Origin of the sequence: Sphaerisporangium fuscum (assembly GCF_018531465.1) — a bacterium.
GTDB lineage: Bacteria > Actinomycetota > Actinomycetes > Streptosporangiales > Streptosporangiaceae > Sphaerisporangium > Sphaerisporangium fuscum.
Window position 1 is genome coordinate 223874 of sequence record NZ_JAHDTF010000002.1, and the last position, 24916, is coordinate 248789.

Here is a 24916-nt window from a genome sequence, read left to right on the forward strand (position 1 = left end):
GTCATGCCCAGCCTCCCATGGTCGGGTCGTAGCCGTGGTGGACGAGGTCGTTGATGCAGGCGATGGGGGCGTGCGGGACGGCGTGACCGTCGGGCCCGGGCGCGAACACCTCCGACGACAGCACCCTGCCGTCGCAGCCCGCCACCTCGCGGACACTGGCGACGAAGCGGCGCAGACGCCCGCCGAGGTGGTAGTCGTTGCGCTTCTCGATGAAGACGACGAAGTCGATGGCGCCGGCGATCAACATGTGGGTCGCCTCGATGGGAAGTCGTTCCTCGGCCTGCAGCGCGTAGGTGGCGATGCGGTTGAACACCTCCATCGAGGAGTTGGCGTGGATCGTCGACAGCGACCCGTCGTTGCCCTGGGTCATGGCGTTCAGCATCGTCACGATCTCGTCGCCCAGCACCTCACCGACGATCACGCGGCTGGGGTTCATGCGAAGCGACCGGCGGACGAGCTCCGCCATCGTGATCTCGCCCTGTCCCTCGGAGTTGGGCAGGCGGTGCTCGAACGCGACCACGTTGGGGTGCAGCTCGGGGAACTGGTCGAGCCCGAGCTCCAGCGCGCGTTCGACGGTGATCAGCCGCTCGTGCGGCGGGATCTCGTTCGCCAGGGCCCGCAGCAGGGTGGTCTTCCCGGCGTTCGTGGAGCCGGCGATCATGATGTTCTTGCGGGCCGCGACCGCCGCCGACAGGAACCGGCCGAGCTCGGGGCTCAGGGTGCCGTTGCCGACCAGGTCGCTGAGGAAGACCTTGCCGAGGCGGGCGCGGCGGATCGAGACGGCGGGGCGGACCGTGACGTCCATGACGGCCGAAAGCCGGGAGCCGTCGGGAAGCCGCAGGTCGAGCTGCGGATTGGCGGTGTCGAACGCACGGCTCGACAGGCCGCTGTAGGCGGCGAGGATCTGGATGAGCTCGACCAGCTCCTCGTCGGACTCGGCCACCGGGTCGTGGATCACCTCGCGGCCGTCGGCGTACCCGACGAAGACGCGGTCGCAGCCGTTGATGTCGATGTTCTCGACCTCGGGGTCGTCGAGCAGCGGCTGCAGCCGCCCCACTCCGAACAGCGCGGCGTGGATGCCCGCCGCGAGGGCCTCCTCCTCCTCGGCGGTGGGCGGGGTGCGCCCGGAGCCGATCTCGTTCCTGGCGTGCTCCTCGAGCACCTGGGAGATCAGCGCCCGGGCGAACTGGCGTTCGTCCTCGCCGGACATCGGCACCAGCCCGCTCGCCTGGTCGAGGCGGCGCTGATGGGCGAGCCGGTCGCCCACCTCCTGCCGGAACCGCTTCACGAGGGTGTGGTCGGTGCTCATCGGCTCGCTCCGCTCGCGGAGTTCAGGCGCCCCCGAGCCGGCGGCTTCCCTCGTCGCTCACAAGCGCTCGTTCCTCGCACTCGCTCCCTCCTCAGTCCAGCCACCGGCGCGCCCTCACTGTGCTCATCGGCTCACTCCGCTCGGAGGTTCGCGGCGGGCTGCTGGGGCGTGCGGCCGGGGGCGACGCGTGCGGCGAGGCGGCCCGCGAGCTCACGCGCCGTGCGGATCAGCAGGGAACGGTCGAGGCGCCCGCCCCACTGCCCCCTGAGCAGCTCGGCGCCCTTGGGGTCGTGGGCGAGGCCCGCCACGAACGCGACGTCCTTGCTGGTCGCGGACACGATGCGGCGCACCTCGTCGATGGAGGAGCGGTACGACCGGGGGTCGGCGATGACCACGACGCCGACCGGGCCGCCCATCAGCGTGAGCCTCTCGCGGAGGTGGGCCACATGGTCGAGGTTCGGCCGGGTGAACAGCAGGGTGAGCTCGGCCTCGGCCAGCAGGTCGCCCATCTGCGGGTGGGTGCCGAGCCTGCCGCAGTCGGCCAGCACGTCGGCGCCGGGCAGCGCGGCGAAGGCCCGGCCGAGCGGCCCCCACAGCCACGTCAGCCCGGCGGCCTGCTCACCGTTGGTGAGACCGGTCAGCACGTCGAGGCCGCCGACCAGCTTCTGGGTGTGCTCGTAGACCTGGTCGGGACGCAGACCCCGGCGGGCCGTGGCGCCGAGGCTCAGCAGGCCCCGGCCGGGGTTGAGCACGCCGCCGTCCTGTCCGGGCAGCCGGTAGACCAGGTCGCCGCCCGAGGGGTCGCACTCGGCGAGGAGCACGGGACGCGGCCACACGGCGCCGAGCGCCGTGGCGGCGGTGGTGACCCCGGGCGCCCCCTTGTCGGCGGCCAGCGCGATGAGTGCCACGTCAGCCGGCTCCGGGGAGCTGACCCAGCGCGATCTCGCCGCTGGAGGCGTAGGTGGCGATCGTCGGGGAGACGGTGGCGTCGACGACGATCGAGACCTGGCCGCTGCCGCCGCCGTCGCCGTCGCCACCGCCGACGCTCTGCACGAGCGCGCTCGGGGCGAGCACCTTGCCCTCGGCCGAGGCGCCGTGGCCGCTGCCCGGGACGTAGAGCACCTGGACCTGGTCGCCCCGCTGCAGGCTCTGCGGCATCTGGCCGGGCTTGAGCGCGAGGCCGAGGACGACCTTGCCGGGGCGTAACTGCTCGCTGGCTCTGGAGACCATCTGCTCGGTGAGCAGGGTGCCGGGGAGCAGCGTCACCCGGGCGAAGGTGGCGGCGACCTCCTGGCGGTGGTTCCAGGAGACGTAGCCGATGCCGGTGTCGGCGATCTGGACCTCTTCCATGGCCTCGGGCACGATCGGCTGGCCCGCTCCGATCTGCTGGGTGATCTGGATGGCCGACACGCGGTCACCGCTGCGCATGACCAGCAGCGTCGTGGCGAGGGCCCCGCCGAGGACGAGGAGCAGGGCGAGGGCGGCCAGGGCCGGTTTGCGCTCGCGGGGCGGCACGGGGAGCTTGCGGGAGGCGGGCCCGGACAGCGCGCCCGGCGACCCCGGGCGCTCGGAGTTCACGGGCGCGCGGCTGTCGCGGTCGGGCTTCTCGCTGATCCTCATGGGTGGGGGCTCCCGGAATCAGGGACCGGGCCGACGCCCTCACCATGCGCTGAAATCGATCGGCGAGGACGCCGGTCGAGATGAACCGCATGACCACGGTGGGGGACGGCATGGTCACGGATATGTCGGACGGGGATCGTCTGGTTATGGTCGAAATTGCCACTGCGTGCAGCTTGCACCAAGCTCCGGGATGGAAACGGGACCCATGCTCATCCACTATGGATTAGCTGTCAATGGCAGCGTCAATAATGTCAGCGGACCCGTGACGTCGCTCGCAGTGATATTTCTGCTGATATCGCCCTTTGTATCGATCGTATCGTGAGTCACGATAACCACTGTCTTCACTGTTCGTTTCCCTCCGGACCGGCATCTTAACCGCATGGGCGGCCTTGCCGTTCCCCCGGGCACTCGCGGTAATGCGAAGCAGATCTCGGACAAACCGCGCCTGTCACCCGGGCATCGGCGACGCCGTACGCCCTGGAAGCACCCGTCGGCGGCGGGTGTGCACAGGTTTGTCCACAAGCGCAGCCGCCCACCATCACGCGACCTTGCCCGATTTGTCACCATAAGTGCGGTTTACGACCTAGTGATCACGCCTCGAACTCGCCGGTTATCCACAGGCGTAGAAGTTTTCCACAGGTCGCGCACAGAAGATCCGGCCCCGGACCGTACGCCCACACTCTTTCATTTCGGTCTTTTGACGCCAGACAGCACGAAACAAGCACGGATGTGCTGAAACCCGGATGCGCGGGAAGGATACCTACGTCCCCCCTCAACAGATGGATAGTCCCTGCTCGGCACGGGGGTGCGGAGCTCCTCAGAAGGAGGGGGTTATGAAGAGAATCCTGGCGTCGGGCGTCGGGCTGACCACGACCGTCCTGCTGGTCGGCGCGTGCGGAGGGGCGCGCGAGCCGGCGCCCAATTACACCAGGGCCGCGGCGAACGTCACCACGACTCCGACGGGCATGGAGAGCCCCCCTTACCCCACCGGCACCCAGTCGCCCACGTCCACCGGCTCTCCCACCGGCTCTCCCACCGGCACCATGACCGGCACCGCCTCTCCCACGGGCACCGGGACCATGATGCCCGTCCCCGAGCACGCCAAGGTCAAGGTCGCCCAGTCGAGCCAGTACGGCAAGATCTTGGTGGGCGAGAACGACCGCGCCCTGTACATGTTCGAGAAGGACAAGGACAACACGTCCAATTGCTACGACAACTGCGCCGTCACCTGGCCGCCGCTGCTCACGCGCGGCAAGCCCGAGGCGGGCACAGGGGTCAAACAGGATCTCCTGGGCACGGCCACGCGACGTAACGGTGACAAGCAGGTGACCTACAACAAGATGCCGTTGTACTACTACACCGGCGACAGGAACGCGGGCGAGTACACCGGACAGGGCAAGAACGAGTTCGGCGGCAAGTGGTACCTCGTCAGCCCTGACGGCAAGAAAGTGGAGAAGTAGGGGGACGGGCACCCGTAGGTCTGGTTGGCGTAAACCTCCGGACCGGACGAACTCCCGTCGCTACGTTGAAGCGCGGGAGCCAGCCGGACCCGGAGGAGACGCCGCATGCGGATCATGCTTACCGTGGTCTCAGAGCACGGTCGTCGTGACGTCGTCGTCGACGGCGGCGAAGAGACCACGGTCGCGGCCCTCGCCGCCGCCCTGAAGGGCGCGCCCGAGGAGCACCGCGGCAACGTCGTACGGCTGTCGCGGGCCCGCGCGCCGTACGGCCTGGGCGGCAGGCCGCGCCCGCCGGCGCGCGAGATGCCGTCGTTGTGGGTGGACGGCCGGCGGCTCGACCCGGACGCCCCGATCGTGGCGGCGCTGCGCGACGGCGACCTGGTGACGCTCGACCAGAGGGCCGCGGGCTCCACCGTGCTCACCGAGCCCGGCGGTGTGGTGGAGATCAGGGTGGCCGGTGGCCCCGGGGCGGGCTCGGTGCACCGGCTGGGGTTCGGCGTGCACGTCATCGGGTCCGATCCCTCCTGCTCGGTGCCGGTCGACGACCCCCTTCTGCCCGCCGAGGCCGCCGAGATCCGGATCACGCCCGACGAGGTGCTGGTCCGGTCGGTCTTATCGACCGCCGGGGCACCGGCGAAGCCCACCCGGCGGGCGCGGGGCAAGGCCCGGCGCCGGGCGCACGGCAGGTCGCGGGGCGTCTCCGAGAGCGTCGCGGCCAGGGCCGAGGTCATCGGCGCGCTGACGCGCGGAGCCGCGCACACCGTGCCGCGACTCGACGGCGACCCGGTCGGCGCGCCCCGCCCATGGCCCGAGGGCACCCCGCTGACCTGCGGCACCACCGTCCTGGTGCTGTGGGGGACCGAGCCGCCGGACGCCCACCTCGACGCCCTGCCCGAAGGCGGCCTCGCCTACAACCGGCCGCCCCGGCTGCGTCCCGCCGAGCGCCTCAGGCGGTTCGAGGTGCCCGCCGAGCCGAGCCGCGGGGAGGGCGCCCGCCTGCAACTGCTCGCCGCCTTCCTTCCCGCCGTCCTCGGCGTGGCGATGGCCGCGGTGTTCCAGATCTGGTACTACCTGCTCATCGCGCTGATGACGCCCATGATCATGATCGGGCAGTGGATCAGCGACCGCCGGCACGGCCGCAAGAAGTACCGCCAGGCGGTGAAGACGTACCGCGAACGGATCGCCGCCTTCGAGACCGCGGTCGACAAGGCCAGAGCCGTCAACGAGGTGGAGCGCCGCGCCGCCTCCCCCGACCCGGCCGAGCTGCTGCTGACCGCCACCGGGCCGAGGCGGCGGCTGTGGGAGCGCAGGAGCCACGACCCGGACGCGCTGCGCCTGCGCATCGGCCTGGCCGACCTGCCCGCCGAGATGGAGTTCGTGCCCGAGCGCGGCGCCCCGACCGATATGCCGATGCCCGAGCCGCCGACCGCCGGGGCCGTGCCCGTCTCCCTGGCGATGCGGCGGCTCGGCGTGGCCGGCATGACGGGGCCGCGGGAGGTCGCGCTGGGGCTCGCCCGCTCGCTCGTCGGCGCCGCCGTCACCCTGCACAGCCCCCGCGACCTCGCCGTGGTCGTCCTGTCCGCCAACGCCGACGGCGCGGCGCAGTGGAACTGGGTGCGCTGGCTGCCGCACGCGGCGCCCAGGGACGCCGACTGCGTGGCGATGGTCGGCGCCGACCCCGAGGCGGCGGCCCAGCGGGTGTCGGAGCTGGCCGCGCTGATCGCCGAGCGCCTGGGCGACGACGAGGCCCACGGCCTCGGCTCGCTCGCCCCCGCCAAGGCGTGGGGGCGCGGGTTCCTGCCCGACGAGGAGCCCCTGTTCGCCGCCTACGACGACCGCCCCTACGACGTGCTGGTCATCCTGGACGGCGCCCAGGTGCTGCGCGGTCTGCCCGGCATGCCCCAGGTGCTCCGGCAGGGGCCGCGCGCCGGCGTCTACACCATCGCGATCGACGAGGACCAGCGGCTGCTCCCGGAGGAGTGCGCCACGGTCGTCGACTGCTCCGCCGAGGGGTTCGTACGGCTGCGCGGCGGCGGCCTGGACGTCCTCGGCGAGATCCTCGCCGACCGGGTCTCCCCGGCCTGGTGCGACCGCCTGGCCCGGGCGCTGGCGCCGCTGCGCGACGTGAGCAGGGACGACGCGGCGGCCGTCCTCCCCGGCGCGGTGCGCCTGCTCGACCTGCTCGAGCTCTCCCCCACCGGCCGTACGATCGCGGCGCGCTGGCGGGCCGGAGGGCGGACGACCACGGTGCCGATCGGCGTGGGGGCCGAGGGGCCGTTCACCGTGGACCTGCGCACCGACGGCCCGCACGCCCTCGTGGCGGGCACCACCGGAGCGGGCAAGTCCGAGCTGCTCCAGACCCTGATCGCCTCGCTCGCCGTGGCCAACCGGCCCGACGAGATGACGTTCGTACTGATCGATTACAAGGGCGGCGCCGCGTTCAAGGAGTGCGTGCGGCTGCCGCACACCGTGGGCATGGTCAGCGACCTCGACGAGCACCTTACGCAGCGGGCGCTGGCGTCCCTGGCCGCCGAGATCCGCCGCAGGGAACGGCTGCTGCTCGCGGCGGGCGCCAAGGACATCGACGACTACCACGAGCTGCGCGACCGGCAGAACGGCGGCGCCGCGCTGCCGCTGATCCCCAGGCCCCGGGGCACGTCGGTGGGAGCGCCGGCGCCGGGCGGACCGGGGGCGATGTCCGCCTCCCCCAGCGGGTCCGTATCGGGCTCGGCGCCGCTCGCGCCCCTCCCCCGCCTGGTGCTGATCATCGACGAGTTCGCCGCCATGGTGTCCGAACTGCCCGACTTCGTGGACGGGCTCGTCGACATCGCGCGGCGCGGCCGTTCCCTCGGCATCCACCTGGTCCTCGCCACCCAGCGGCCGGCCGGCGTGGTGACCGCCGACATCCAGGCCAACACCTCGCTGCGGATCGCGCTGCGGGTCACCGACACCACCGAGTCGGCCGACGTCATCGGAGGGCCGGAGGCCGCGCACATCTCCAAGTCGACCCCCGGCCGCTGCTACGTGCGCTCCGGATCGGGCCCGGCGCAGGCCGTGCAGACGGCGCGGGTCGGCGGGAGGGTGCCGCAGGCGGGACGGCGCGCCTCCGGCCCGAAGATCGTCGAGGTCGGGTGGCGGGACCTCGGGCATCCGCTCCGCGGCGCGCTCACCGAGGCCGGCGAGCCCACCGGCGGGGACACCAGCGACCTGGCCGTCCTGGCCGACGCGCTGGTGGAGGCCGCGCGGCTGGCCGGGGTGAGGGAGCAGCCGAGCCCGTGGCTGCCGCCGCTGGACGAGCGGGTCCTGCTGGACGGCCTCGCCCCGGCGCCTCAGCCGGGCGAGGAGGTGCCGCCGCTGCCGTTCGGGGTCACCGACCTGCCGTGGGCCCAGGACCGCCGTCCGCTCGTCCTGGATCCCGCCCACGGCGGCCACCTGCTGATCGCGGGCACCGCCCGGTCCGGGCGGTCCACGGCACTGCGCACGCTGGCGGGCTCGATCGCCCTGCACGCCTCCGCCGAGGACGTCCACCTGCACGCGATCGACTGCGGCTCCGGCGCGCTGCTGCCGCTGGTCGCCCTGCCGCACTGTGGCGCGGTGGTGACCCGCGACCAGCTCGACCGCGTCGAGCGTCTGCTCACCCGGCTCCGCGACGAGGTGGGTCGCAGGCAGCAGGTCCTCGCCGAGGCCGGGTACGCCTCGCTGGCGGAGGCACGGCAGGCCGACCGGCGCGGGACGGGGGACCCGGCCCTGCGGATGCCGTGGCTGGTGCTGCTGGTGGACCGCTGGGAGGGCTTCACCGCCGCCTTCGAGGGTTACGACTACGGCAGGCTGCTCGACGCGCTGATGCAGTTGCTGCGGGAGGGCCCGGCGGTCGGCCTGCGCGCGGTGGTGACCTCCGACCGGTCGGGGCTGCTCGGGCAGATCTCCACACTGTTCGAGGACCGGCTGGTCATGCGCCTGGCCGACCCCGCCGACTACGGGCTCGCCGGCCTGCCGATGCGGGGCCTGCCCGCCTCCATGCCGCCCGGGCGTGCGGTGACGGTCGGCGAGCAGGGCGTCGTGGAGAGCCAGGTCGCGCTGCTGTGCGATGATCCGTCCACTCCCGCACAGGTGGCGGCCCTGCAGGCGCTCGCCCGCACGTCCGCCGCACGGCATCCCGTGCCCGCATCGCTGCTGCGGGTGGACGCCCTGCCGATGCGGATCACGGCCGCCCAGGCCCTGGAGCTCGTGCCGGGCTTCAAACCGCCCTCCCCGCTGTGGGCGCTCCTCGGCGCGGGCGGCGACTCCCTCGCGCCCCTCGGGGTCGACCTGCTGGCACAGGGGCCGGCGGCGGTGGTCGCCGGGCCGGCGAGGTCCGGCAGGTCGTCCGCGCTGGTCACGGCCACCCGCCGGCTGCTCGCCCAGGGCACCCCGGTCGTCGTGGTCGCCCCGCGCCGCAGCCCGCTGCGGGAGCTGTCCGGGGAGCCGGGCGTCCTGGCGGTGATCACCTCCGACGCCGAGGACCTCGCGGCGGCCGTCGCCGGCCACGAACGGTACGTGGTCGCCGTGGACGACGCCGAGCTGATCTCGCCCGACTCGCCGCTCGGCATGGCCCTGGAGGGCACGCTGCGCAGCGGGCGGGACGGCGAGCACGGGCTGCTGGTCGCGGGCACCACCGGCGACCTGGCCACGGCCTACCGGGGGTTCGTCGCCGAGGCGCGCAAGTCGCGTACCGGGCTCCTGCTCGCGGTGCAGAGCCCGGCCGACGGGGACCTGCTCAACGTACGGCTGCCGCGCGGCGCCGTCGGCGGCCCGCCCGGCCGCGGCCTGCTGGTCGTCTCGGGAACCGCCACACCGGTCCAGACGGCGCTGACGGACAGATGATCAGAAAAGGGGCGGCGGGAGCCGGAGATCACTGGCAGCCGGTGCCGCCGGTGTCCGGGCGGAAGCACTCGATGGGCCCGCCGAAGGTGGAGGTCACGCGGAATCTCATGCCGGGGAGCAGGGGGACCACGGCGACGGCGTCGCCCTCCACGGTCACGCCGCGCTGGTCGCCCCGCTGCCAGGCGCGCACGGCGACCGCCTGGAGCATCTTGGGCCCGACGGCGCGCACGATGCCGCGTGCCTTGGCCTCGGCAGCGCCCTGCCAGCCGCCGTCGCCCGTGCCGGCGGAGCGTGCGACGCGCGCCCCCTCGCGCGCCGCCGCGTCGGCCACCTGCCTGCCGTGGAAGACCATGGTGAACTGGACGACGAGCAGGACGACCACGAGCACGACCGGCATGATGAGCGCCAGTTCGATCACAGAGGCTCCACGATCGCGCCGGGCGGAGAGGGAGGACAGGCCGCGAAGGTGGGCAGGCACCCGCTACCGGGTCGCGGACTCGATGTTGCCGCGGTAGGTGTTGATGATGCGCGACGCCTCGGCAAGCTCCTCCGACATCCTCTGGAAGGCCTGCCGGTAGCTCTGCCAGGCGCCGGCGAACCGCGTGGCACCCGGCCCCGTCCACGCCGTGCCGACCTTCGCGGCCTCACGGTCGAGCGCGGCCATGGTCTGGCGCACCTGCTCCGCCTGCTGAGTGAACTGGGCGGCCATGTTCTGCATTTCCGCGGGGTCGCCGCCGAGCAAGCTCTGGCTCATGCCGGTCTCCTTGTGCGTACAGGGGGTAGCCAAACGCCCCTACCTTAGACGTCCACCCCCTAAGATGCACTGGTTATACCTACTGGTTATCAGCGCCTGCCCGTACCCAGGTTTTAGGGGCCCCGGCAGAAAGCCCGGGGGTAGGGGCTTACGAGAGATCAGAGGCCGCTTACACTCCGTGGGAGGCGCGGAAGGCCTTTGGTAGGAAAGGGACAACCTCGGTGCAGAAGGTCCTGATCGCCAATCGTGGCGAGATAGCCGTGCGGATCGCCCGCGCATGCAAGGATGCCGGCCTGACCGGTGTAGCCGTGTACGCCGACCAAGATCTCGACGCGCTTCACGTGCGGATGACGGACGAGGCGTACGCCCTCGGCGGGCAGTCTCCCGCGGAGACCTACCTCGACATCGGCAAACTCCTGCGGATCGCCCGCGAGTCCGGCGCCGACGCCGTACACCCCGGTTACGGCTTCCTGGCCGAGAACGCGGAGTTCGCCCAGGCCGTCATCGACGCCGGGCTGGTGTGGATCGGGCCGCCCCCCTCGGCGATCATCTCGCTCGGCGACAAGGTGGCCGCCCGGCACATCGCCCAGCGGGTGGGCGCGCCCCTGGTGGCGGGCACCCCCGACCCGGTGTCCGGCGTCGAGGAGGTGATCGACTTCGCCGTCGAGCACGGCCTGCCCATCGCGATCAAGGCGGCGTTCGGCGGCGGCGGGCGCGGCCTGAAGGTCGCCCGCACGCTGGAGGAGATCCCCGACCTGTACGAGTCGGCCGTGCGCGAGGCCGTCACCGCGTTCGGGCGCGGCGAGTGCTTCGTCGAGCGCTACCTCGACCGGCCCCGCCACGTCGAGACGCAGTGCCTCGCCGACAAGCACGGCAACGTCGTGGTCGTCTCCACGCGCGACTGCTCGCTCCAGCGGCGCCACCAGAAGCTCGTCGAGGAGGCCCCCGCCCCGTTCCTGTCCGACGAGCAGCGTGAACTGCTCTACACCTCCTCCAAGGCCATCCTGAAGGAGGCGGGGTACGTCGGGGCGGGCACCTGCGAGTTCCTGGTCGGCCAGGACGGCACGATCTCCTTCCTGGAGGTCAACACCCGCCTGCAGGTCGAGCACCCCGTCAGCGAGGAGGTCACCGGCCTCGACCTCGTGCGCGAGATGTTCCGCATCGCCGACGGCGAGCCGATCGGGTACGACGACCCCGTGGTGCGCGGGCACTCCATCGAGTTCCGCATCAACGCCGAGGACGCCGGCCGCAACTTCCTGCCCGCCCCGGGCACGCTGACCGCCATGCGGCCGCCCGCCGGCCCGGGCGTGCGGCTCGACGCCGGTTACGAGGCCGGGATGACGGTGCCCCAGTCGTTCGACTCGCTGGTCGCCAAGCTCATCGTGACCGGCCGCACCCGGCAGGAGGCCCTGGAGCGCTCGCGCCGGGCCCTGTCCGAGTTCGTGATCGAGGGCATGCCGACCGTCCTGCCGTTCCACCAGGCGGTGGTGTCCGACCCCGCCTTCGCCGGTGAGCCGTTCAGCGTGCACACCCGGTGGATCGAGACCGAGTTCACCGGCGCCATCGAGCCGTACAGCGGCGAGGTGTCGGCCGAGGAGCCGGTCGAGCGCGAGCGGGTGGTCGTGGAGGTCGGCGGCAAGCGGCTCGAGGTCGTGCTGCCCGCGGCCTCCGCCGCCGCGCGTCCCAGCACCCCCAAGAAGCCCGCGCGGCGCTCCGCCGGCAAGGGGCAGACGGCCGCCACCTCGGGAGACTCGCTGGTCAGCCCGATGCAGGGCACGATCGTCAAGGTCGCGGTGAGCGACGGCGACACCGTGCAGTCGGGCGACACGATCGTCGTGCTCGAGGCCATGAAGATGGAGCAGCCGCTCACCGCGCACAAGTCCGGGACGGTCACGGGCCTTTCGGCCGCGGTCGGGCAAACGGTGACCGCGGGGGCGGCGATCTGCGAAATCAAGGACGCCTGAGGCCACGGCTGACGAGGGTTCCTCGACAGGTAGAGATACGGTGGCCTATCGAGGAACCCTTACGACCCGCCATTCGTCCTGTAGGGCGAAGGAGGCAATTAGCCGTGACCACTCATTCGGTTCGCCGCGCCACAGCCACGATCGTGGCGATGCTGGCCGGTCTTCTCACGCTGCTCGCGTTGTCGCCCGCGGCGAGCGCGGCCGCTCCACCCGATCCGAACGCCATCGTCGCCGCCTGGAAGTCCGGTGACCCGGTCTACGCCGCGCCCGGAACGACCCTCAGCTCGAGCCAGCTGTCGGACATCCGCTCGGCGGTGAAGGACGCGAACAGCAAGATCTACGTCGCGGCCTTCCCCGACGGCACGGTCGACAACACGACGGCGGGTCCGCTGATCACCGCGCTCGGCCGCAACCTCGCCTCGCAGGGCCGGCCGCGCGCCACGGTGGCGGTCCTCGACGGCAACACACTGTTCGCGGGCTCCAGCGCCATCCGTAAGACGGGCCTGGCCGGGCAGATCGCCAACGCCGCGACGAGCAACAACAAGGACGTCGTCTCCGGCATGAAGGACTTCGTCCACCGCGTCGACCAGGCCGTCGGCGGCGACCCCAAGGGCGCGCTCAAGTCCGGCAGCTCCGCCGGTGGCGGCGGTGGCGGCGTCCTGATCGGCATCCTGGTGCTCGCCCTGGCCGGTGGCCTCGGCATCTTCTGGTACTCCCGGAAGAAGCGGCGTGAGCGCGAGGCCCGCGAGGCCGCCGAGCTCGCCGCCGTGAAGCAGACCGTCGAGGAGGACGTCACCAAGTTCGGTGAGGAGATCACCACGCTCGACCTCGACGTGAAGGTGTCCGACAACCAGGCCCAGACCCAGGGCGACTGGCAGCAGGCCCTCGACTCCTACGAGCGGGCCAAGAACCAGCTCGCCGAGATCAAGCGGGCCGACGACCTGCGCACCGTGACCACCACCCTCGAGGAGGGCCGGTACGCCCTGGCCTGCGTCAAGGCCCGGGTCAACCACGAGCCGCTCCCCGAGCGGCGCGCTCCGTGCTTCTTCAACCCGCAGCACGGCCCGTCCGTCCGCGACGTCATGTGGGCCCCGCCCGGCGGCGCCCCGCGTGACGTCCCGGCCTGCGCCGACGACGCGCGGCGCGTGGAGCAGGGCTTCGACCCGCACATGCGTGAGGTCGTGGTCGACGGCCACCGCCGTCCCTACTGGGACGCCGGGCCGGCCTACGCCCCTTACGCCTCCGGCTACTACGGCGGCTTCGGCGGCGACCTGATGACCGGCATGCTGATCGGCACCGTCCTCGGCGGCTCCTTCGGCGGCTGGGGCCACAGCGGTTACGCCTCGGGCTACGACGCCGGGTTCGCCCAGGGCGCCGAGTCGGCCGGCGGCGACTGGGGCGGAGGCGGCGGCGTCGACTTCGGTGGCGGTGGCGACTGGGGTGGCGGCGGAGACTTCGGTGGCGGAGACTTCGGCGGCGGCGGAGACTGGTGACCTTCCGGGGCCTCCGGTGACGACCGTCCCGGGGCCCGTGGAGGTTCCCGACCTTCGACGACACGCCTCGGCGTGACAGGCACGGCGCTCGACCGCCTTCACGACGGCGGGGGACTTCGGTCCCCCGCCGTCGCCGTTTCCGGCCGTCGCCGTCCCGTCCCGGGAAGGTGGGCCGCCGTCGCTGAAGTGATCTGCAAGGCGGGTGCAACCTCGCGTATATGATCGCCTGCCAGACTCGGCACAGTTCTCGAGGAGGCTGTGTTGCGTCGTTCCATCCCTCTGGCCCTGGTTTCGGGGCTGTTCGTGCTGGCCGTTCCCGCCGTACCGGCATCGGCGTCGGCCGTCCCGTTCACGGCCACCGTGCTCGCCGCCTCCGCGTCGTCGGCGGTGGCGGTGCCCTGCAGGCCGGGGTCCGGCGCCAAGCTGCGAGGCAGGAACCTCACCGGTGGCGCCGCCCTTCCCGAGAACCTCCGCTGTGCCGACCTGACGGGTGCCAGGCTGGACGAGGTCGACCTCGGCCAGAAGGACCTCACCGGCGCCATCCTGAAGAACGCCTCCCTGAAGGAGGCCGACCTCACCCAGGCCAAGCTGGAGTACGCCGACCTGACGGGCGCGAACCTCTCCAAGGCCGACATCGGGCAGATGCACGCCAAGCACGCGGTCCTGCGTGACGCGGTCCTCACCGACGCCCACGGGAGCCAGGCGGAGTTCCCCCACGCCGACCTCACCGGGGCGATCATGGCGCGGGCCGAGTTGACGCAGGGCGACTTCACCGACGCCAAGCTGGTCGGCGCCGACCTCAACGAGGCCACGCTGGGCCAGCTCCAGGCCAGGAACGCCGACTTCGGCAAGGCCAAGATGCGCGACGCCAAGCTCGGGCAGGCCAAGCTGCAGTTCGCCGTGTTCAGGGGCGCGAACCTCACCAAGGCGGAGTTCACCCAGGCGGAGATGCAGAACGCCGACCTGCGCGGGGCGACGGTCGAGCGCGCCTCGTTCACGCAGGCCGACGACGTCAACCTCACCGGCGCGCTGGGCGAGCCGGTGAACGTCCCGGACGACGCGGTGGGCGAGCCGTCGAACCTGCCGCCATCGTCGTCGGAGTCCGCTGATCCGCAGCCGTCCGGCGGGGGGCGTGGCACGTCCGGGCTGGGGTTGGTGCTGGTCATCCTGAGCGGCCTGGGGCTCAGCCTGACCCTCATCGTGTGGGGTCTTTCGCACCGCCGCAGGGTGGAACGGGCACGGCGCTTCGAGGAGGCCCGCCGGACGGCGGAGGAGGACGTGATCCGCCTCGGCGAGGAGATCGACTCCCTCGACTTCGACTACAAGATCAACCACATGACCGGCGGCAGCGTCGACCAGGACTGGCGCCGCGCCCTGGACGCCTACGAGGCCGCCAAGCAGTCACTGCACAGCGCCCAGAACATCCCCCAGCTCGCCGGGGTCGCGGCGGCCGTCCATCACGGCCGGGCCGCGCTCGCTCACGTGAGGTCCCGCCTCACGTGAGCCGCGAGGGTCCGGCGGTGGCTTGAGGAGGAGGGAGGGCGAGGAACGAGCCTGGACGACGACGAAAGCCGCCGCCTCAAGCAGGCCCCGGGCCCGCCGAGCGGAGCGAGGCCATCGAACAGGGTCAGATCACGGTCGAGGTGACCGGGAGCATGAGGCGGCGGGCCGCCTCGGTGACGGAGCCGGACAGGGAGGGGTAGACCGCGAAGGTGTGGGCGAGCTGGTCGACGGTCAGGCGGTGCTGCACCGCCAGCGACAGGGCCAGGATCAGCTCCGAGGCGCGCGGCGCGACGACGACCCCGCCGAGCACGATGCCGGTGTGCGGGCGGCAGAAGATCTTCACGAAGCCGTCGTTGAAGCCCTGCATCTTGGCGCGGGGGTTGGTGGCGAGAGGCAGCTTGACGATGTTGGCCTCGACCTCGCCGGCCTCGATCTGCTGCTGGGAGACGCCGACTGCGGCGATCTCGGGGTCGGTGAAGATCGTGGACGCCACGGTGGCCAGGCGCAGCGGCTGCACCGCCTCGCCCAGGGCGTGCCACACGGCGATACGGCCCTGCATGGCCGCCACGGAGGCCAGCATGAGCACGCCCGTGCAGTCGCCCGCCGCGTAGACACCGGGGGCGGAGGTGCGGGAGACCTTGTCGACCTGGACGAAGCCGTTGCGGTCGAGGGTGACGCCGCACTCCTGCAGGCCGATGCCGGAGGTGTTCGGGATCATGCCGACGGTCATCAGGCAGTGGCTGCCCTCGGCCGTGCGGCCGTCCTCGAGGGTCACGACGACGCCGTGCGCGGTGCGCTTGACGGACGCGGCCCGGGACCTGCCCATGACGTTCATGCCGCGCCGCCGGTAGACCTCTTCGAGGACCTCGGCCGCGTCGGCGTCCTCGTTGGGCATCATGCGGTCGCGGGAGGAGACGAGGGTGACCTCCGAGCCGAGCGAGCGGTAGGCGCCCGCGAACTCCGCGCCGGTGACGCCGGATCCGACGACGATCAGGTGCTCGGGCAGCTCGTCGAGGTCGTACAGCTGGCGCCAGGTGAGCACGCGCTCGCCGTCGGGCTCCGCGGTGGGCAGCACGCGAGGCGTGGCGCCGGTCGCGACGATGACGACGTCGGCCTGGATCGTGCGGTCGCCGGCCCGCACGACCTGCGGGTCGACCAGGCGCCCCGGCGCGTGCACGATCTCGACGCCCTCGGCGACCAGTCTGGCGGAGATGTCCGCCGACTGGGCCTGCGCCAGCTCCTTGACGCGCTTGTTGACCAGCGGCATGTCGACGCGGATGCCGCCGACGTCGCCGTCGGACCCGCCGGTGTAGTGCACGCCGAGCGAGGCGGCGTCGAGCAGGGCCTGCTTGCGGACGGACGTGGCGATCATCGTCTTGGACGGCACGCAGTCGGTGAGGACGCACGCGCCACCGGGGCCCTCTTGCTCGACCACGGTGACCTCGGCTCCGAGCTGAGCGGCCACCAGGGCCGCCTCATAGCCGCCGGGCCCACCGCCAATGATCACAATCCTCGTCACATAGCCCATTGTCCCGCATGGTGAGGGGTGCCCGTGGTGCAATACCCGGCTAGAAGCACTGAAGACCCGTAAAAAACCTGATTTCAGCCGATAAACCCCTATGAATCCACGGATAGCGGTCGCGATCACCGGAAGAACACCAGGGGTCGCCACGGTCCCCGCGCGTGTTGCCCGCGCGGACCGGATCCCGGCCGGGATCTTGGATTAGTCTTGTGTGCCGTGCCTGTTTACGCCGCCTACGGCAGCAACATGGACCCGAAGCAGATGGCCCAGAGGGCTCCCCACTCGCCCATGCGAGGGACGGGGTGGCTGCAAGGCTGGCGCCTGACCTTCGGCGGGGCCGACGTCGGCTGGGAAGGCGCCCTCGCCACCATCGTCGAAGACCCCGACGAGCACGTGTTCGTCGTGCTCTACGACGTGCCCGAGTGGGACGAGCCCTCCCTCGACCAGTGGGAGGGGGCCGAGCTCGGGCTCTTCCACAAGGTCCGCCTGCGCGTGGCCACCCTCGACGGCGAGGTGGTCGCCTGGTTCTACGTCCTGGACCGCTATGAGGGCGGCCTGCCGTCCGCGCGCTACCTCGGCATCCTGGCCGACGCCGCCGAGAAGGCAGGCGCCCCCGACGACTACGTCGCCGACCTGCGCAGCCGCCCCTGCACCTCGATCGGCGGCTGACCCGCGAGGGGCGCGGCGGTGGTCTGAGGAGGAGGTAGGGCGAGGTACGAGCCCGGACGACGACGAAGACCGCCGCCTCAAGGAGCGCCCCTCGCCGCCGAGCGGAGCGAGGCCATCAAGCACAGCAACGCGATCAGCGGCTAGGTGTCGTCCTCGATCATGATCGGCTCCTCGGTGACGGTGATCGGGTCGCCGGGGCGCACCGGGGTGGAGCCGCCGTCCAGGCGGTGGACGGCCCGCGCCCTGGGGCCGGCCGTGGTCTCGGCCGTTCCGGAGATCGTCCAGCGGATCCTCGTCGTGTGACGGCGGCCCGACTCGGTGACGACGAACTCGCACTGCCAGACGTTCTCGGGCAGGCTGATCGCCAGGCCTCGCCCACAGGAGCGGCCGGCGGCGTGCGCGAGCCACCGTTCGAGCTGCTCCACGGCCAGCGCCGCCCGGGTCGGGGCCCCTCCGTCCGCCTGCAGGACGATGGGGATCTTCGTGCCGCCCCAGTTGTAGAAGTACATCCGTTCGAGGTTGACGTCGCGCGCGTACAGGCCGGCGAGGTAGAAGCGCACGGCGTAGTCGCGTGCCCGAGTCTCGTCGAGCGGGGTCTCCAGCGGGATCGAGTAGGTGGTGCCGGTGTTCCACAGCCGCGGCTGCACCCCGGCCTCGTGCATCGTCCGGTCGACGGCGGTCGCCAGCTCCAGCATGGTCTCGGGCGGATCCGAGGCGCTGCGCTGGTACAGCTTGATGCTCGCGACGTCGCAGTGGCCGTACCCTCCGAGCTCGGCGAACCTCCGCAGCACCCGCTTGCCCTCGGGCGTCCACAGCTGCCCCATCCCCGGGCAGACCACGGTGGCCTTGGGGTCGGCGGACCTGATGATCCTGCTCGCCCGCCGCGTCATCTCGACCAGCTTCTCCACGCTCCCGGTGTAGAAGCGGTGGTCGTTGGCGAGCACCCACAGCTCGTACGCCTCGATGCGCCCGCGGTACCGCTGGACCACGGCGCGCACGAAGGCGTCCCAGTCGCGAAGGTCGTCCGGGGGCGAGGAGCGCGAGCCGTCGGGGTACGGCGCCGCGGGGCCCTCCTGGCTCGCCCACGAGGGCGTGCCGCCGAGGACGTACAGCACGGGCAGCCCCGCGCCGGTGGCGCCGCCGACCAGGCGGTCGAGGACCGACCAGTCGTACTCGCCGCGCTGGGGCTGGACCTGGGCCCAGCGGGTCTCGCTGTCCCACAGGCGGACGGCCCCGACCCGGAAGCCGGGCATGGTGCCGGTGGCGCTGTTCACGGTCACGCCGAACAGCGTGCTCGGAACGGGGGCCTCCGGCCTGCTCCAGGCGGGCCCGGTGATCCACTGCACGGGCCGGGCGGGCCCGGTGGACCGCGCTTCTGACGGTGTCCGGGACGGCCCGCTGGAGCTCAGCACCACCAGGCACACGATCACCAGCGCCGTGCCCACCAGCCCGGCCCCCTGGCGTACCGTGGCGCGGCCACGCCACCGCGGCCCACCGTCCTGGGCGGCTCCCCGGCCCGGCCCGATCTCCACCGACGTGAGCGCCCCCCGGCCGGCGTCCACCGGGGAGGCGACCGTGACGGCCTCCTCCCCCGGGCCGGCCTCTGCTTCGGGCAGGGATTCCGCGGACGGTAAGGCGGTGTTCGCCTGTGCCCATAATCGGTACAGCTCGTCGAGTTCGGCCTTGCTCGCGCCGCAGGCCCTGGCGATGCGCTCCAGCGGTCCGTAGCTGTCGGGGACGATCTCGCCACGGCAGTAGCGGTGCACGGTGGAGCGGCTCATGCCCGTACGGCGCCCCAGGGCTTCGTAGGTGCGACCGCTGCGACGCTTCAATTCGGACAGCAATTCGGCCAGCCGCTCCGCCGCCAACTCCGCCACCTCATCTCGCCTTGGCCCGGGTTGGCTGGAGTATCCCAGGGCGACATGAACAGCACACGTCAATGCCCTGATCGTTTCCCACCGTCCCAGCCGTGCGGGGCCGCGAGGGACCGTCACAAGATGTATGGCTCCGTGCCCCAGCGGCCCGGAGCCGGTTTCGAACTTCGGGCCCGTCAGTTCCGGGAGGTGAGGAGCTCGGCGAGGGATCGCGCGGCCTGGACGGCGTCGGCGTACCGGTTGTACAGCGGCGCGAAGCCGAACCGCAGCACGTCGGGGGCGCGGTAGTCGCCGATCACCTCGCGGGCCGTCAGGTCGGCGACCAGCGTGCGGGCGTCCTGGTGGCGCAGGGACACCTGGTGGCCACGCCACGCGTCGCGCGGGGTCACCACCTCGACCGCGTCGCCCAGCAGTTCGTCCACGCACTCGATGAAGAACCCGGTGAGCGCCAGCCCCTTGGCCCGGACCTCGGCGAGGTCCACGCCCTCCCAGACCTCCAGGGCGGCGTCCAGGGCGAGCAGCGACAGGATGTCGGGCGTGCCGACGCGGGCCCGCGCGATCCCCGGGTCGGGGTCGTAGGCCGAGGCCATCGCGAACGGATCCCTGTGCCCGCCCCACCCCGACAGCGGCTGGCGGAACGACGGCTGCAGCTCACGCGGCACATAGATGAACGCGGGCGCGCCGGGGCCGCCGTTGAGGAACTTGTAGGTGCAGCCGACCGCGAGGTCGACCCCGAGGGCGTCGAGCTCGATGGGCAGCACGCCGGCGCTGTGGCACAGGTCCCAGACCACCCGGGCGCCGGCGGCGTGCACCTTGGCCGTCACCGAGGGCATGTCGTGGAGGCGCCCGGTCCGGTAGTCGACGTGGTTGACCAGCACCGCCGCCGTCCGGTCGCCGAGCACGTCGTCGAACTCGTCCACCTGGACCGGACGCAGCAGCGTGCCGGTCATCTCGGCCACCGACTCCGCGACGTACCCGTCGGTGGGGAACGTGGCCGCGTCCACGATGATCTCCCGCCGCTCCGGGGAGCCCGCCTGCGCCAGCCGTACCGCCCCGACCAGGGCCTTGAAGACGTTGACGCTGGTCGAGTCGGCGACCACGACCTGTCCCGGCGCGGCGCCCACCAGCGGCGCGATCTTCTCCCCGACCCGCTCCGGCGCGGTCCACCAGCTCTCGGGCCAGGACCGGATGAGCCGGCGGCCCCACTGTTCCCGTACGACCTGCTCGACGCGCCCCGCGACCCGCTTCGGCGGCGCGCCCAGCGAGTTGCCGTCGAGGTACACGACTCCGGGGTCGAGGTCGAACTCCTCCCGCAGATGCCGCAACGGGTCCTCGTCGTCCAACTTCGCTGCCCGCTCGATCAACACAGTCCACCTCCCCCGGCAGCCCCTACCGCCGGGGCCCGGTCCGGACGAGACTACGCAATCCCCTGCCGTTCGCACCATCCACCCCGCCTGACCGGGGCGCCTGCCCCCGAAGTCGCGGTCCGGGGCGGGTGCCCGGTGTGGCGGGTGGGCTGTAGCCTCGGTGAACGTGAGCAATGACGCTTATGTACTCGCGGCCGAGGCCGCGGTCGCGCTGAGAGAGTTGACCGGGGTCGATTCGTTCGACGTGGCGCTGGTGATGGGGTCGGGGTGGGTCCCGGCGGCGGACGCGATCGGGAGGACGATCTCCGAGCTCTCGGTCACCGACCTGCCCGGCTTCGCCCCTCCGGCCGTGGCCGGGCACTCCGGCAGGATCCGGGCCGTCGAGACGGAATCCGGCCGTAAGGCTCTCATCTTCCTCGGGCGCACCCACCTGTACGAGGGCCGGGGCGTGGAGCCGGTGGTGCACGGCGTGCGTACGGCGATCGCCGCCGGTGTGAGCACGGTCGTGCTGACCAACGCCGCCGGTGGCCTCCGGCCGGAGACCCAGGACGTCGGCGAGCCCGTGCTGATCAGCGATCACATCAACCTGACCGGCGACAACCCGATCAGAGGGGCGACGTTCATCGACCTCACCGAGGTCTACTCCAAGCGTCTGCGCGAGCTGGCCCGCGAGGTCGACCCGTCCCTGGCCGAGGGGGTGTACGTCGCCTTCCGCGGGCCGACCTACGAGACCCCGGCGGAGATCCGCATGCTGCGCACACTCGGCGGCGACCTTGTGGGCATGTCGACCGTGCTGGAGGCCATCGCGGCCCGTGAGGGCGGCGCGGAGGTGCTGGGCATCTCGCTGGTCACCAACCCCGGCGCGGGGCTGGTCGGCGAGCCGCTGAACCACGAGGAGGTCCTCGAGGTCGGCCGGGCCACGGCGGCGCGCATGGGCGTCCTGCTCGGCAAGGTCGTCAACAAGCTCTAGCGGAGCGGGCGCGGGCGATGGCTTCGACGATGTTTTCCGACGGTCCCTTCCGGGCGAGGAGTTGTGGTGTCTGATCTGGTGCGGCGGGCCGAGGAGTGGCTGGAGCAGGATCCCGACGCGGAGACGCGGGACGAGCTCCGCGCGATCCTCGATCGCGGCGACGTGCCGGCGCTGGAGGACCGTTTCGGGGCCAAGCTGGAGTTCGGCACGGCGGGCCTGAGAGGCGAGCTGGGGGCCGGGCCGAACCGCATGAACCGGGTGACCGTCATGCGTGCCGCGGCGGGCCTGGCGAGGCGTCTGGGGCCCGGCGGGCATGTCGTCATCGGGTACGACGCCCGGCACAAGTCGGACGTCTTCGCCCGCGACTCCGCCGCCGTCCTCACCGGCGCCGGGCTGCGTGTCTCGCTCATGGCGCACCACTGGCCGACCCCCGTGCTGGCCTTCGCCGTACGGCACCTCGGCGCCGACGCGGGTGTCATGGTCACCGCCTCCCACAACCCGCCCCGGGACAACGGCTACAAGGTCTACTGGGGGGACGGCTCGCAGATCGTCCCGCCGGTCGACGAGGAGATCTCGGCCGCCATCGACGCCGTCGGGCGGGTGGACGAGCTGCCTCTGGGGGACGGATGGGACGTCCTGAGCGACGCCGCGATCGTCGAGCCCTACCTGGCGGCCGTGGCCTCGCTGCCGCTGGGTGACGCCCGTGACCTGCGGGTCGTCTACACGCCGATGCACGGCGTCGGCGGCGACATCCTGCTGCGCGCCTTCACGCGGGCCGGGTTCGAGCCCCCGGCCGTCGTCCAGGCGCAGGGGGAGCCGGATCCCGACTTCCCGACCGTGGCGTTCCCCAACCCGGAGGAGCCGGGCGCGATGGACCTCGCGCTGGAGCTCGCCGAGAAGGCGGGCGCGGACCTGGTGATCGCCAACGATCCCGACGCCGACCGATGCGCCGTGGGCGTGCCGCTCCCGGAGGGCGGCTTCCGCATGCTGACCGGCGACGAGGTGGGCGGCCTGCTGGGCGAGTACATCATCACCCGCACCACCGGACCGGACCGGCTGGTGGCGGCCTCCATCGTCTCCTCCTCACTGCTGGGGAAGATCGCCCAGGCGCACGGCGTGCGGCACGCCGAGACGCTCACCGGTTTCAAGTGGATCGTGAAGGCCGGCGACGGGCTCGTCTACGGGTACGAGGAGGCGCTCGGCTACAGCGTCGGCTCCGACGCCGGGCTGCCCGTACGCGACAAGGACGGCATCGGCGCCGCGCTCACCGTCGCCGGCATGGCGGCACAGGCCCGGCGGGACGGCCGCACGCTGCTCGACCTCCTGGACGCCCAGGCCGCGACGTACGGCCTGCACGCGACCACACAGCTCTCGGTCCGTGTGAGCGACCTGTCCCTCATCGCCGGGGCCATGGAGCGGCTGCGGGCCCGCCCTCCACAGGCGCTGGCGGGCAGGACCGTACTGTCGGTGGACGACCTCAACGCCGGCGCCGACGGCCTGCCCCCCACCGACGGCCTGCGCTACCGGCTCGACGGCGACGCCCGGGTGGTCGTCCGTCCTTCGGGCACCGAGCCGAAGCTGAAGTGCTACCTGGAGGTCGTCATCCCCGCCACCGGAGCGGAAGACGTGGCGGCCGCCCGAGCCCAAGCCGTACGGGACCTGGACACCCTCAAGGCCGACCTGTCGAGCGCTCTCGGCCTCTGAAACGGCTACGAGACGATCAGGGCCGCGATCACGAAGGACAGGGCCACGGCCAGGACCACCAGGGCCGACGGCGACCAGGTGACCGTCAGGGAGCCGCGCTCGCCCTCGTCGTGGGACTTCTTCTCGGCGGTCTCGGTGATCTGAGTGGCGACCCAGTCGGCGTGCGTGCGGCCCGCCATCGCCTGGGCCGCCGCCCGCTCGGCCTTGGACAGCTCCGGCTGGGAAGTCGGGTAGCGGCCGGACCTGGCCGGAGAGCCCGCCGCCCCGCGCCGTACGGCCCTGGCCCGCTCGCGCGCCGAGGCCTGCGGCGTCCAGCAGCGCACGCTCTCGTCGCCCGACTCGATGACGATCGCGTGCGACACGTGGACGCCGTCGACGGCCTTCCAGGGGACGAAGACGTTGCGCAGCGGATTGCGGACCAGGAGGCCGTGCTCCTGGAACAGGATGCCCGGCCGCAGGCAGCCGACGAAGACGGCGGCCGTCAGCACGGCCAGGACCGCCCCGGCCACCAGCGCGGAGGGAATCGTGCCGCGCCTGACCAGGTCGACGGCATTGAAGGCGGCGAAGACCATCCACACCCAGCCGAGGACAAAGGCCGTCTTGGACCGGAAGACTTGTGGCTTCACCGCGACACCTCTCCGCTTAGCAGGCGGTCACCACGCTAACGCCTCAGCCGCACTGCTCAAGCCGCCACTCTGACAGGGGCCGCCGGCAGAATGGCGGGCGCCTGCTACGCCTGGCCCCTGAGCCGCGCGAAGCCCGGCTTGATGACGTCGTTGATCAGCGCGAGACGCTCGTCGAACGGGATGAACGCCGACTTGATGGCATTCACAGTGAACCACTGCAGGTCGTCCCATCCGTACCCGAACGTCTCGACCAGGTTGGCGAACTCCTTGGAGACACCGGTGTCGCTCATCAGCCTGTTGTCGGTGTTGACGGTGACGCGGAAGTGCAGGCGGCGCAGCAGCCCGATCGGGTGCTCGGCCAGCGACGACGCGGCGCCCGTCTGGAGGTTGGACGTCGGGCACATCTCCAGCGGGATCCGCTTGTCGCGGACATAGGCCGCGAGGCGCCCGAGCTTGGCACTCCCGTCGGAGGACACCTGGATGTCGTCGATGATGCGCACGCCGTGCCCGAGACGGTCGGCGCCGCACCACTGGATGGCCTGCCAGATCGACGGCAGACCGAACCCCTCGCCCGCGTGGATCGTGAAGTGGGCGTTCTCGCGCTGGAGGTACTCGAAGGCGTCGAGGTGGCGGGTGGGAGGGTACCCCGCCTCGGCGCCGGCGATGTCGAAGCCGACCACGCCCACGTCGCGGTAGCGCACGGCCAGCTCGGCGATCTCCATCGAGCGGGCCTGGTGGCGCATCGCCGTCAGCAGCGCGCCCACGCGGATGCCGCGCCCCTCGGAGCCCAGGCGGAAGCCCTCCAGCACCGCCTCGACCACCTCGTCGAGCGAAAGCCCCGCGGAGGTGTGCAGCTCGGGGGCGTACCGCACCTCGGCGTACACGACTCCGTCGGCGGCGAGGTCTTCGGCGCACTCGGCGGCCACGCGGACCAGGGACTCCCTGGTCTGCATGACGCCGACCGTGTGGTCGAAGGTCTCGAGGTAACGCTCCAGCGAGCCGGAGTCGGACGCCTCGCGGAACCAGGTGCGCAGCTCGCCCGCGTCGGTGGTCGGGAGCCGGTCGTACCCCGTCTCGCGCGCCAGATCGATGATCGTCTCAGGTCGCAGGCCACCGTCGAGATGGTCGTGGAGAAGAACTTTCGGCGCCTTGCGGATCTCGTCGTATGTGGGCTGCTCACTCATCGGAACATCCTAGAACGGCCCTCTGGTCTCACTC

The 24916-nt window shown here is 72.1% G+C and carries 18 protein-coding genes; 8 read left to right on the plus strand and 10 right to left on the minus strand.

The window, feature by feature from the left end; translation table 11 throughout:
• Nucleotide 1 precedes the first annotated feature (1 nt).
• The 3 genes from KIK05_RS02135 to KIK05_RS02145 form a co-directional block, all read right to left on the minus strand.
• Nucleotides 2–1309 carry a TadA family conjugal transfer-associated ATPase gene (locus KIK05_RS02135; RefSeq protein WP_214408774.1) on the minus strand — a complete coding sequence of 436 codons (1308 nt, stop codon included), beginning with the start codon at nt 1307–1309 and terminating at the stop codon, nt 2–4.
• 131 nt (nt 1310–1440) lie between these two features.
• Complete coding sequence (locus KIK05_RS02140) at nt 1441–2217, minus strand: hypothetical protein (protein WP_214408775.1); 777 nt, start codon at nt 2215–2217, stop codon at nt 1441–1443.
• A gap of 1 nt (nt 2218) precedes the next feature.
• Entirely contained in the window at nt 2219–2929 is a 711-nt protein-coding gene (locus KIK05_RS02145; RefSeq protein WP_214408776.1) for a hypothetical protein, read from the minus strand.
• A gap of 833 nt (nt 2930–3762) precedes the next feature.
• On the opposite strand from KIK05_RS02145, the gene KIK05_RS02150 reads away from it, so the two are divergent.
• Together KIK05_RS02150 and KIK05_RS02155 are read left to right on the plus strand one after the other, a co-directional pair.
• A complete protein-coding gene (locus KIK05_RS02150) occupies nt 3763–4389 on the plus strand; it encodes a COG4315 family predicted lipoprotein (RefSeq protein WP_214408777.1) in 627 nt (208 codons plus the stop codon).
• A 105-nt stretch (nt 4390–4494) separates the two neighbouring features.
• Nucleotides 4495–9252, plus strand: a complete 4758-nt coding sequence (locus KIK05_RS02155) for a type VII secretion EssC family protein (RefSeq protein ID WP_214408778.1) — start codon at nt 4495–4497, stop codon at nt 9250–9252.
• A gap of 28 nt (nt 9253–9280) precedes the next feature.
• Here KIK05_RS02155 and KIK05_RS02160 read toward each other — a convergent pair whose 3' ends face one another.
• Together KIK05_RS02160 and KIK05_RS02165 are read right to left on the minus strand one after the other, a co-directional pair.
• Nucleotides 9281–9670: a TadE family protein gene (locus KIK05_RS02160; RefSeq protein WP_308249702.1), complete on the minus strand. Its 390-nt coding sequence runs from the start codon at nt 9668–9670 to the stop codon at nt 9281–9283.
• Nucleotides 9671–9733: 63 nt separating this feature from the next.
• A complete protein-coding gene (locus tag KIK05_RS02165; RefSeq protein WP_214408779.1) occupies nt 9734–10006 on the minus strand; it encodes a WXG100 family type VII secretion target in 273 nt (90 codons plus the stop codon).
• Nucleotides 10007–10227: 221 nt separating this feature from the next.
• On the opposite strand from KIK05_RS02165, the gene KIK05_RS02170 reads away from it, so the two are divergent.
• The 3 genes from KIK05_RS02170 to KIK05_RS02180 all read left to right on the plus strand — a co-directional run bounded on the left by KIK05_RS02170 (nt 10228) and on the right by KIK05_RS02180 (nt 14966).
• The gene (locus tag KIK05_RS02170) at nt 10228–11970 is read left to right on the plus strand and encodes an acetyl/propionyl/methylcrotonyl-CoA carboxylase subunit alpha (RefSeq protein ID WP_214408780.1); all 1743 of its coding nucleotides are present in this window, start codon (nt 10228–10230) and stop codon (nt 11968–11970) included.
• A gap of 104 nt (nt 11971–12074) precedes the next feature.
• The gene (locus tag KIK05_RS02175) at nt 12075–13463 is read left to right on the plus strand and encodes a hypothetical protein (protein WP_308249703.1); all 1389 of its coding nucleotides are present in this window, start codon (nt 12075–12077) and stop codon (nt 13461–13463) included.
• Between the two features lie 261 nt (nt 13464–13724).
• Complete coding sequence (locus KIK05_RS02180) at nt 13725–14966, plus strand: pentapeptide repeat-containing protein (protein ID WP_214408781.1); 1242 nt, start codon at nt 13725–13727, stop codon at nt 14964–14966.
• A 124-nt stretch (nt 14967–15090) separates the two neighbouring features.
• On the opposite strand, the gene KIK05_RS02185 is transcribed toward KIK05_RS02180, so the two are convergent.
• Nucleotides 15091–16485, minus strand: a complete 1395-nt coding sequence (locus tag KIK05_RS02185) for an NAD(P)H-quinone dehydrogenase (RefSeq protein WP_214408782.1) — start codon at nt 16483–16485, stop codon at nt 15091–15093.
• Between the two features lie 219 nt (nt 16486–16704).
• Between KIK05_RS02185 and KIK05_RS02190 the strand changes: the two genes are divergently transcribed.
• Nucleotides 16705–17157, plus strand: coding sequence for a gamma-glutamylcyclotransferase family protein (locus KIK05_RS02190; RefSeq protein ID WP_214408783.1), 453 nt, complete (start codon nt 16705–16707; stop codon nt 17155–17157).
• A 140-nt stretch (nt 17158–17297) separates the two neighbouring features.
• Here the strand turns inward: KIK05_RS02190 and KIK05_RS02195 are convergent, their stop codons facing one another.
• Together KIK05_RS02195 and kynU are read right to left on the minus strand one after the other, a co-directional pair.
• Nucleotides 17298–19034 (minus strand): helix-turn-helix domain-containing protein, encoded by a 1737-nt coding sequence (locus tag KIK05_RS02195; RefSeq protein ID WP_214408784.1) that lies wholly within the window; start codon nt 19032–19034, stop codon nt 17298–17300.
• 173 nt (nt 19035–19207) lie between these two features.
• Entirely contained in the window at nt 19208–20398 is a 1191-nt protein-coding gene (gene kynU, locus KIK05_RS02200) for a kynureninase (protein WP_308249704.1), read from the minus strand.
• Nucleotides 20399–20564: 166 nt separating this feature from the next.
• On the opposite strand from kynU, the gene KIK05_RS02205 reads away from it, so the two are divergent.
• On the plus strand, nt 20565–21368 hold the full coding sequence (locus tag KIK05_RS02205; RefSeq protein ID WP_214408786.1) for a purine-nucleoside phosphorylase: 804 nt from the start codon (nt 20565–20567) through the stop codon (nt 21366–21368).
• Nucleotides 21369–21431: 63 nt separating this feature from the next.
• Nucleotides 21432–23072, plus strand: a complete 1641-nt coding sequence (locus KIK05_RS02210) for a phospho-sugar mutase (protein WP_372455560.1) — start codon at nt 21432–21434, stop codon at nt 23070–23072.
• Between the two features lie 5 nt (nt 23073–23077).
• On the opposite strand, the gene KIK05_RS02215 is transcribed toward KIK05_RS02210, so the two are convergent.
• Both KIK05_RS02215 and KIK05_RS02220 read right to left on the minus strand, forming a co-directional pair.
• Entirely contained in the window at nt 23078–23698 is a 621-nt protein-coding gene (locus KIK05_RS02215; protein WP_214408788.1) for a PH domain-containing protein, read from the minus strand.
• Nucleotides 23699–23802: 104 nt separating this feature from the next.
• Nucleotides 23803–24882: an adenosine deaminase gene (locus KIK05_RS02220; protein ID WP_214408789.1), complete on the minus strand. Its 1080-nt coding sequence runs from the start codon at nt 24880–24882 to the stop codon at nt 23803–23805.
• Nucleotides 24883–24916 lie beyond the last annotated feature (34 nt).

Bases quoted from the DNA above. Each gene is read 5' to 3' on its own strand.
- KIK05_RS02150 (WP_214408777.1), top strand. From the start codon at position 3,763: ATGAAGAGAATCCTGGCGTCGGGCGTCGGGCTGACCACGACCGTCCTG.
- KIK05_RS02145 (WP_214408776.1), bottom strand. From the start codon at position 2,929: ATGAGGATCAGCGAGAAGCCCGACCGCGACAGCCGCGCGCCCGTGAAC.
- KIK05_RS02220 (WP_214408789.1), bottom strand. From the start codon at position 24,882: ATGAGTGAGCAGCCCACATACGACGAGATCCGCAAGGCGCCGAAAGTT.
- KIK05_RS02135 (WP_214408774.1), bottom strand. From the start codon at position 1,309: ATGAGCACCGACCACACCCTCGTGAAGCGGTTCCGGCAGGAGGTGGGC.
- KIK05_RS02155 (WP_214408778.1), top strand. From the start codon at position 4,495: ATGCGGATCATGCTTACCGTGGTCTCAGAGCACGGTCGTCGTGACGTC.
- KIK05_RS02165 (WP_214408779.1), bottom strand. From the start codon at position 10,006: ATGAGCCAGAGCTTGCTCGGCGGCGACCCCGCGGAAATGCAGAACATG.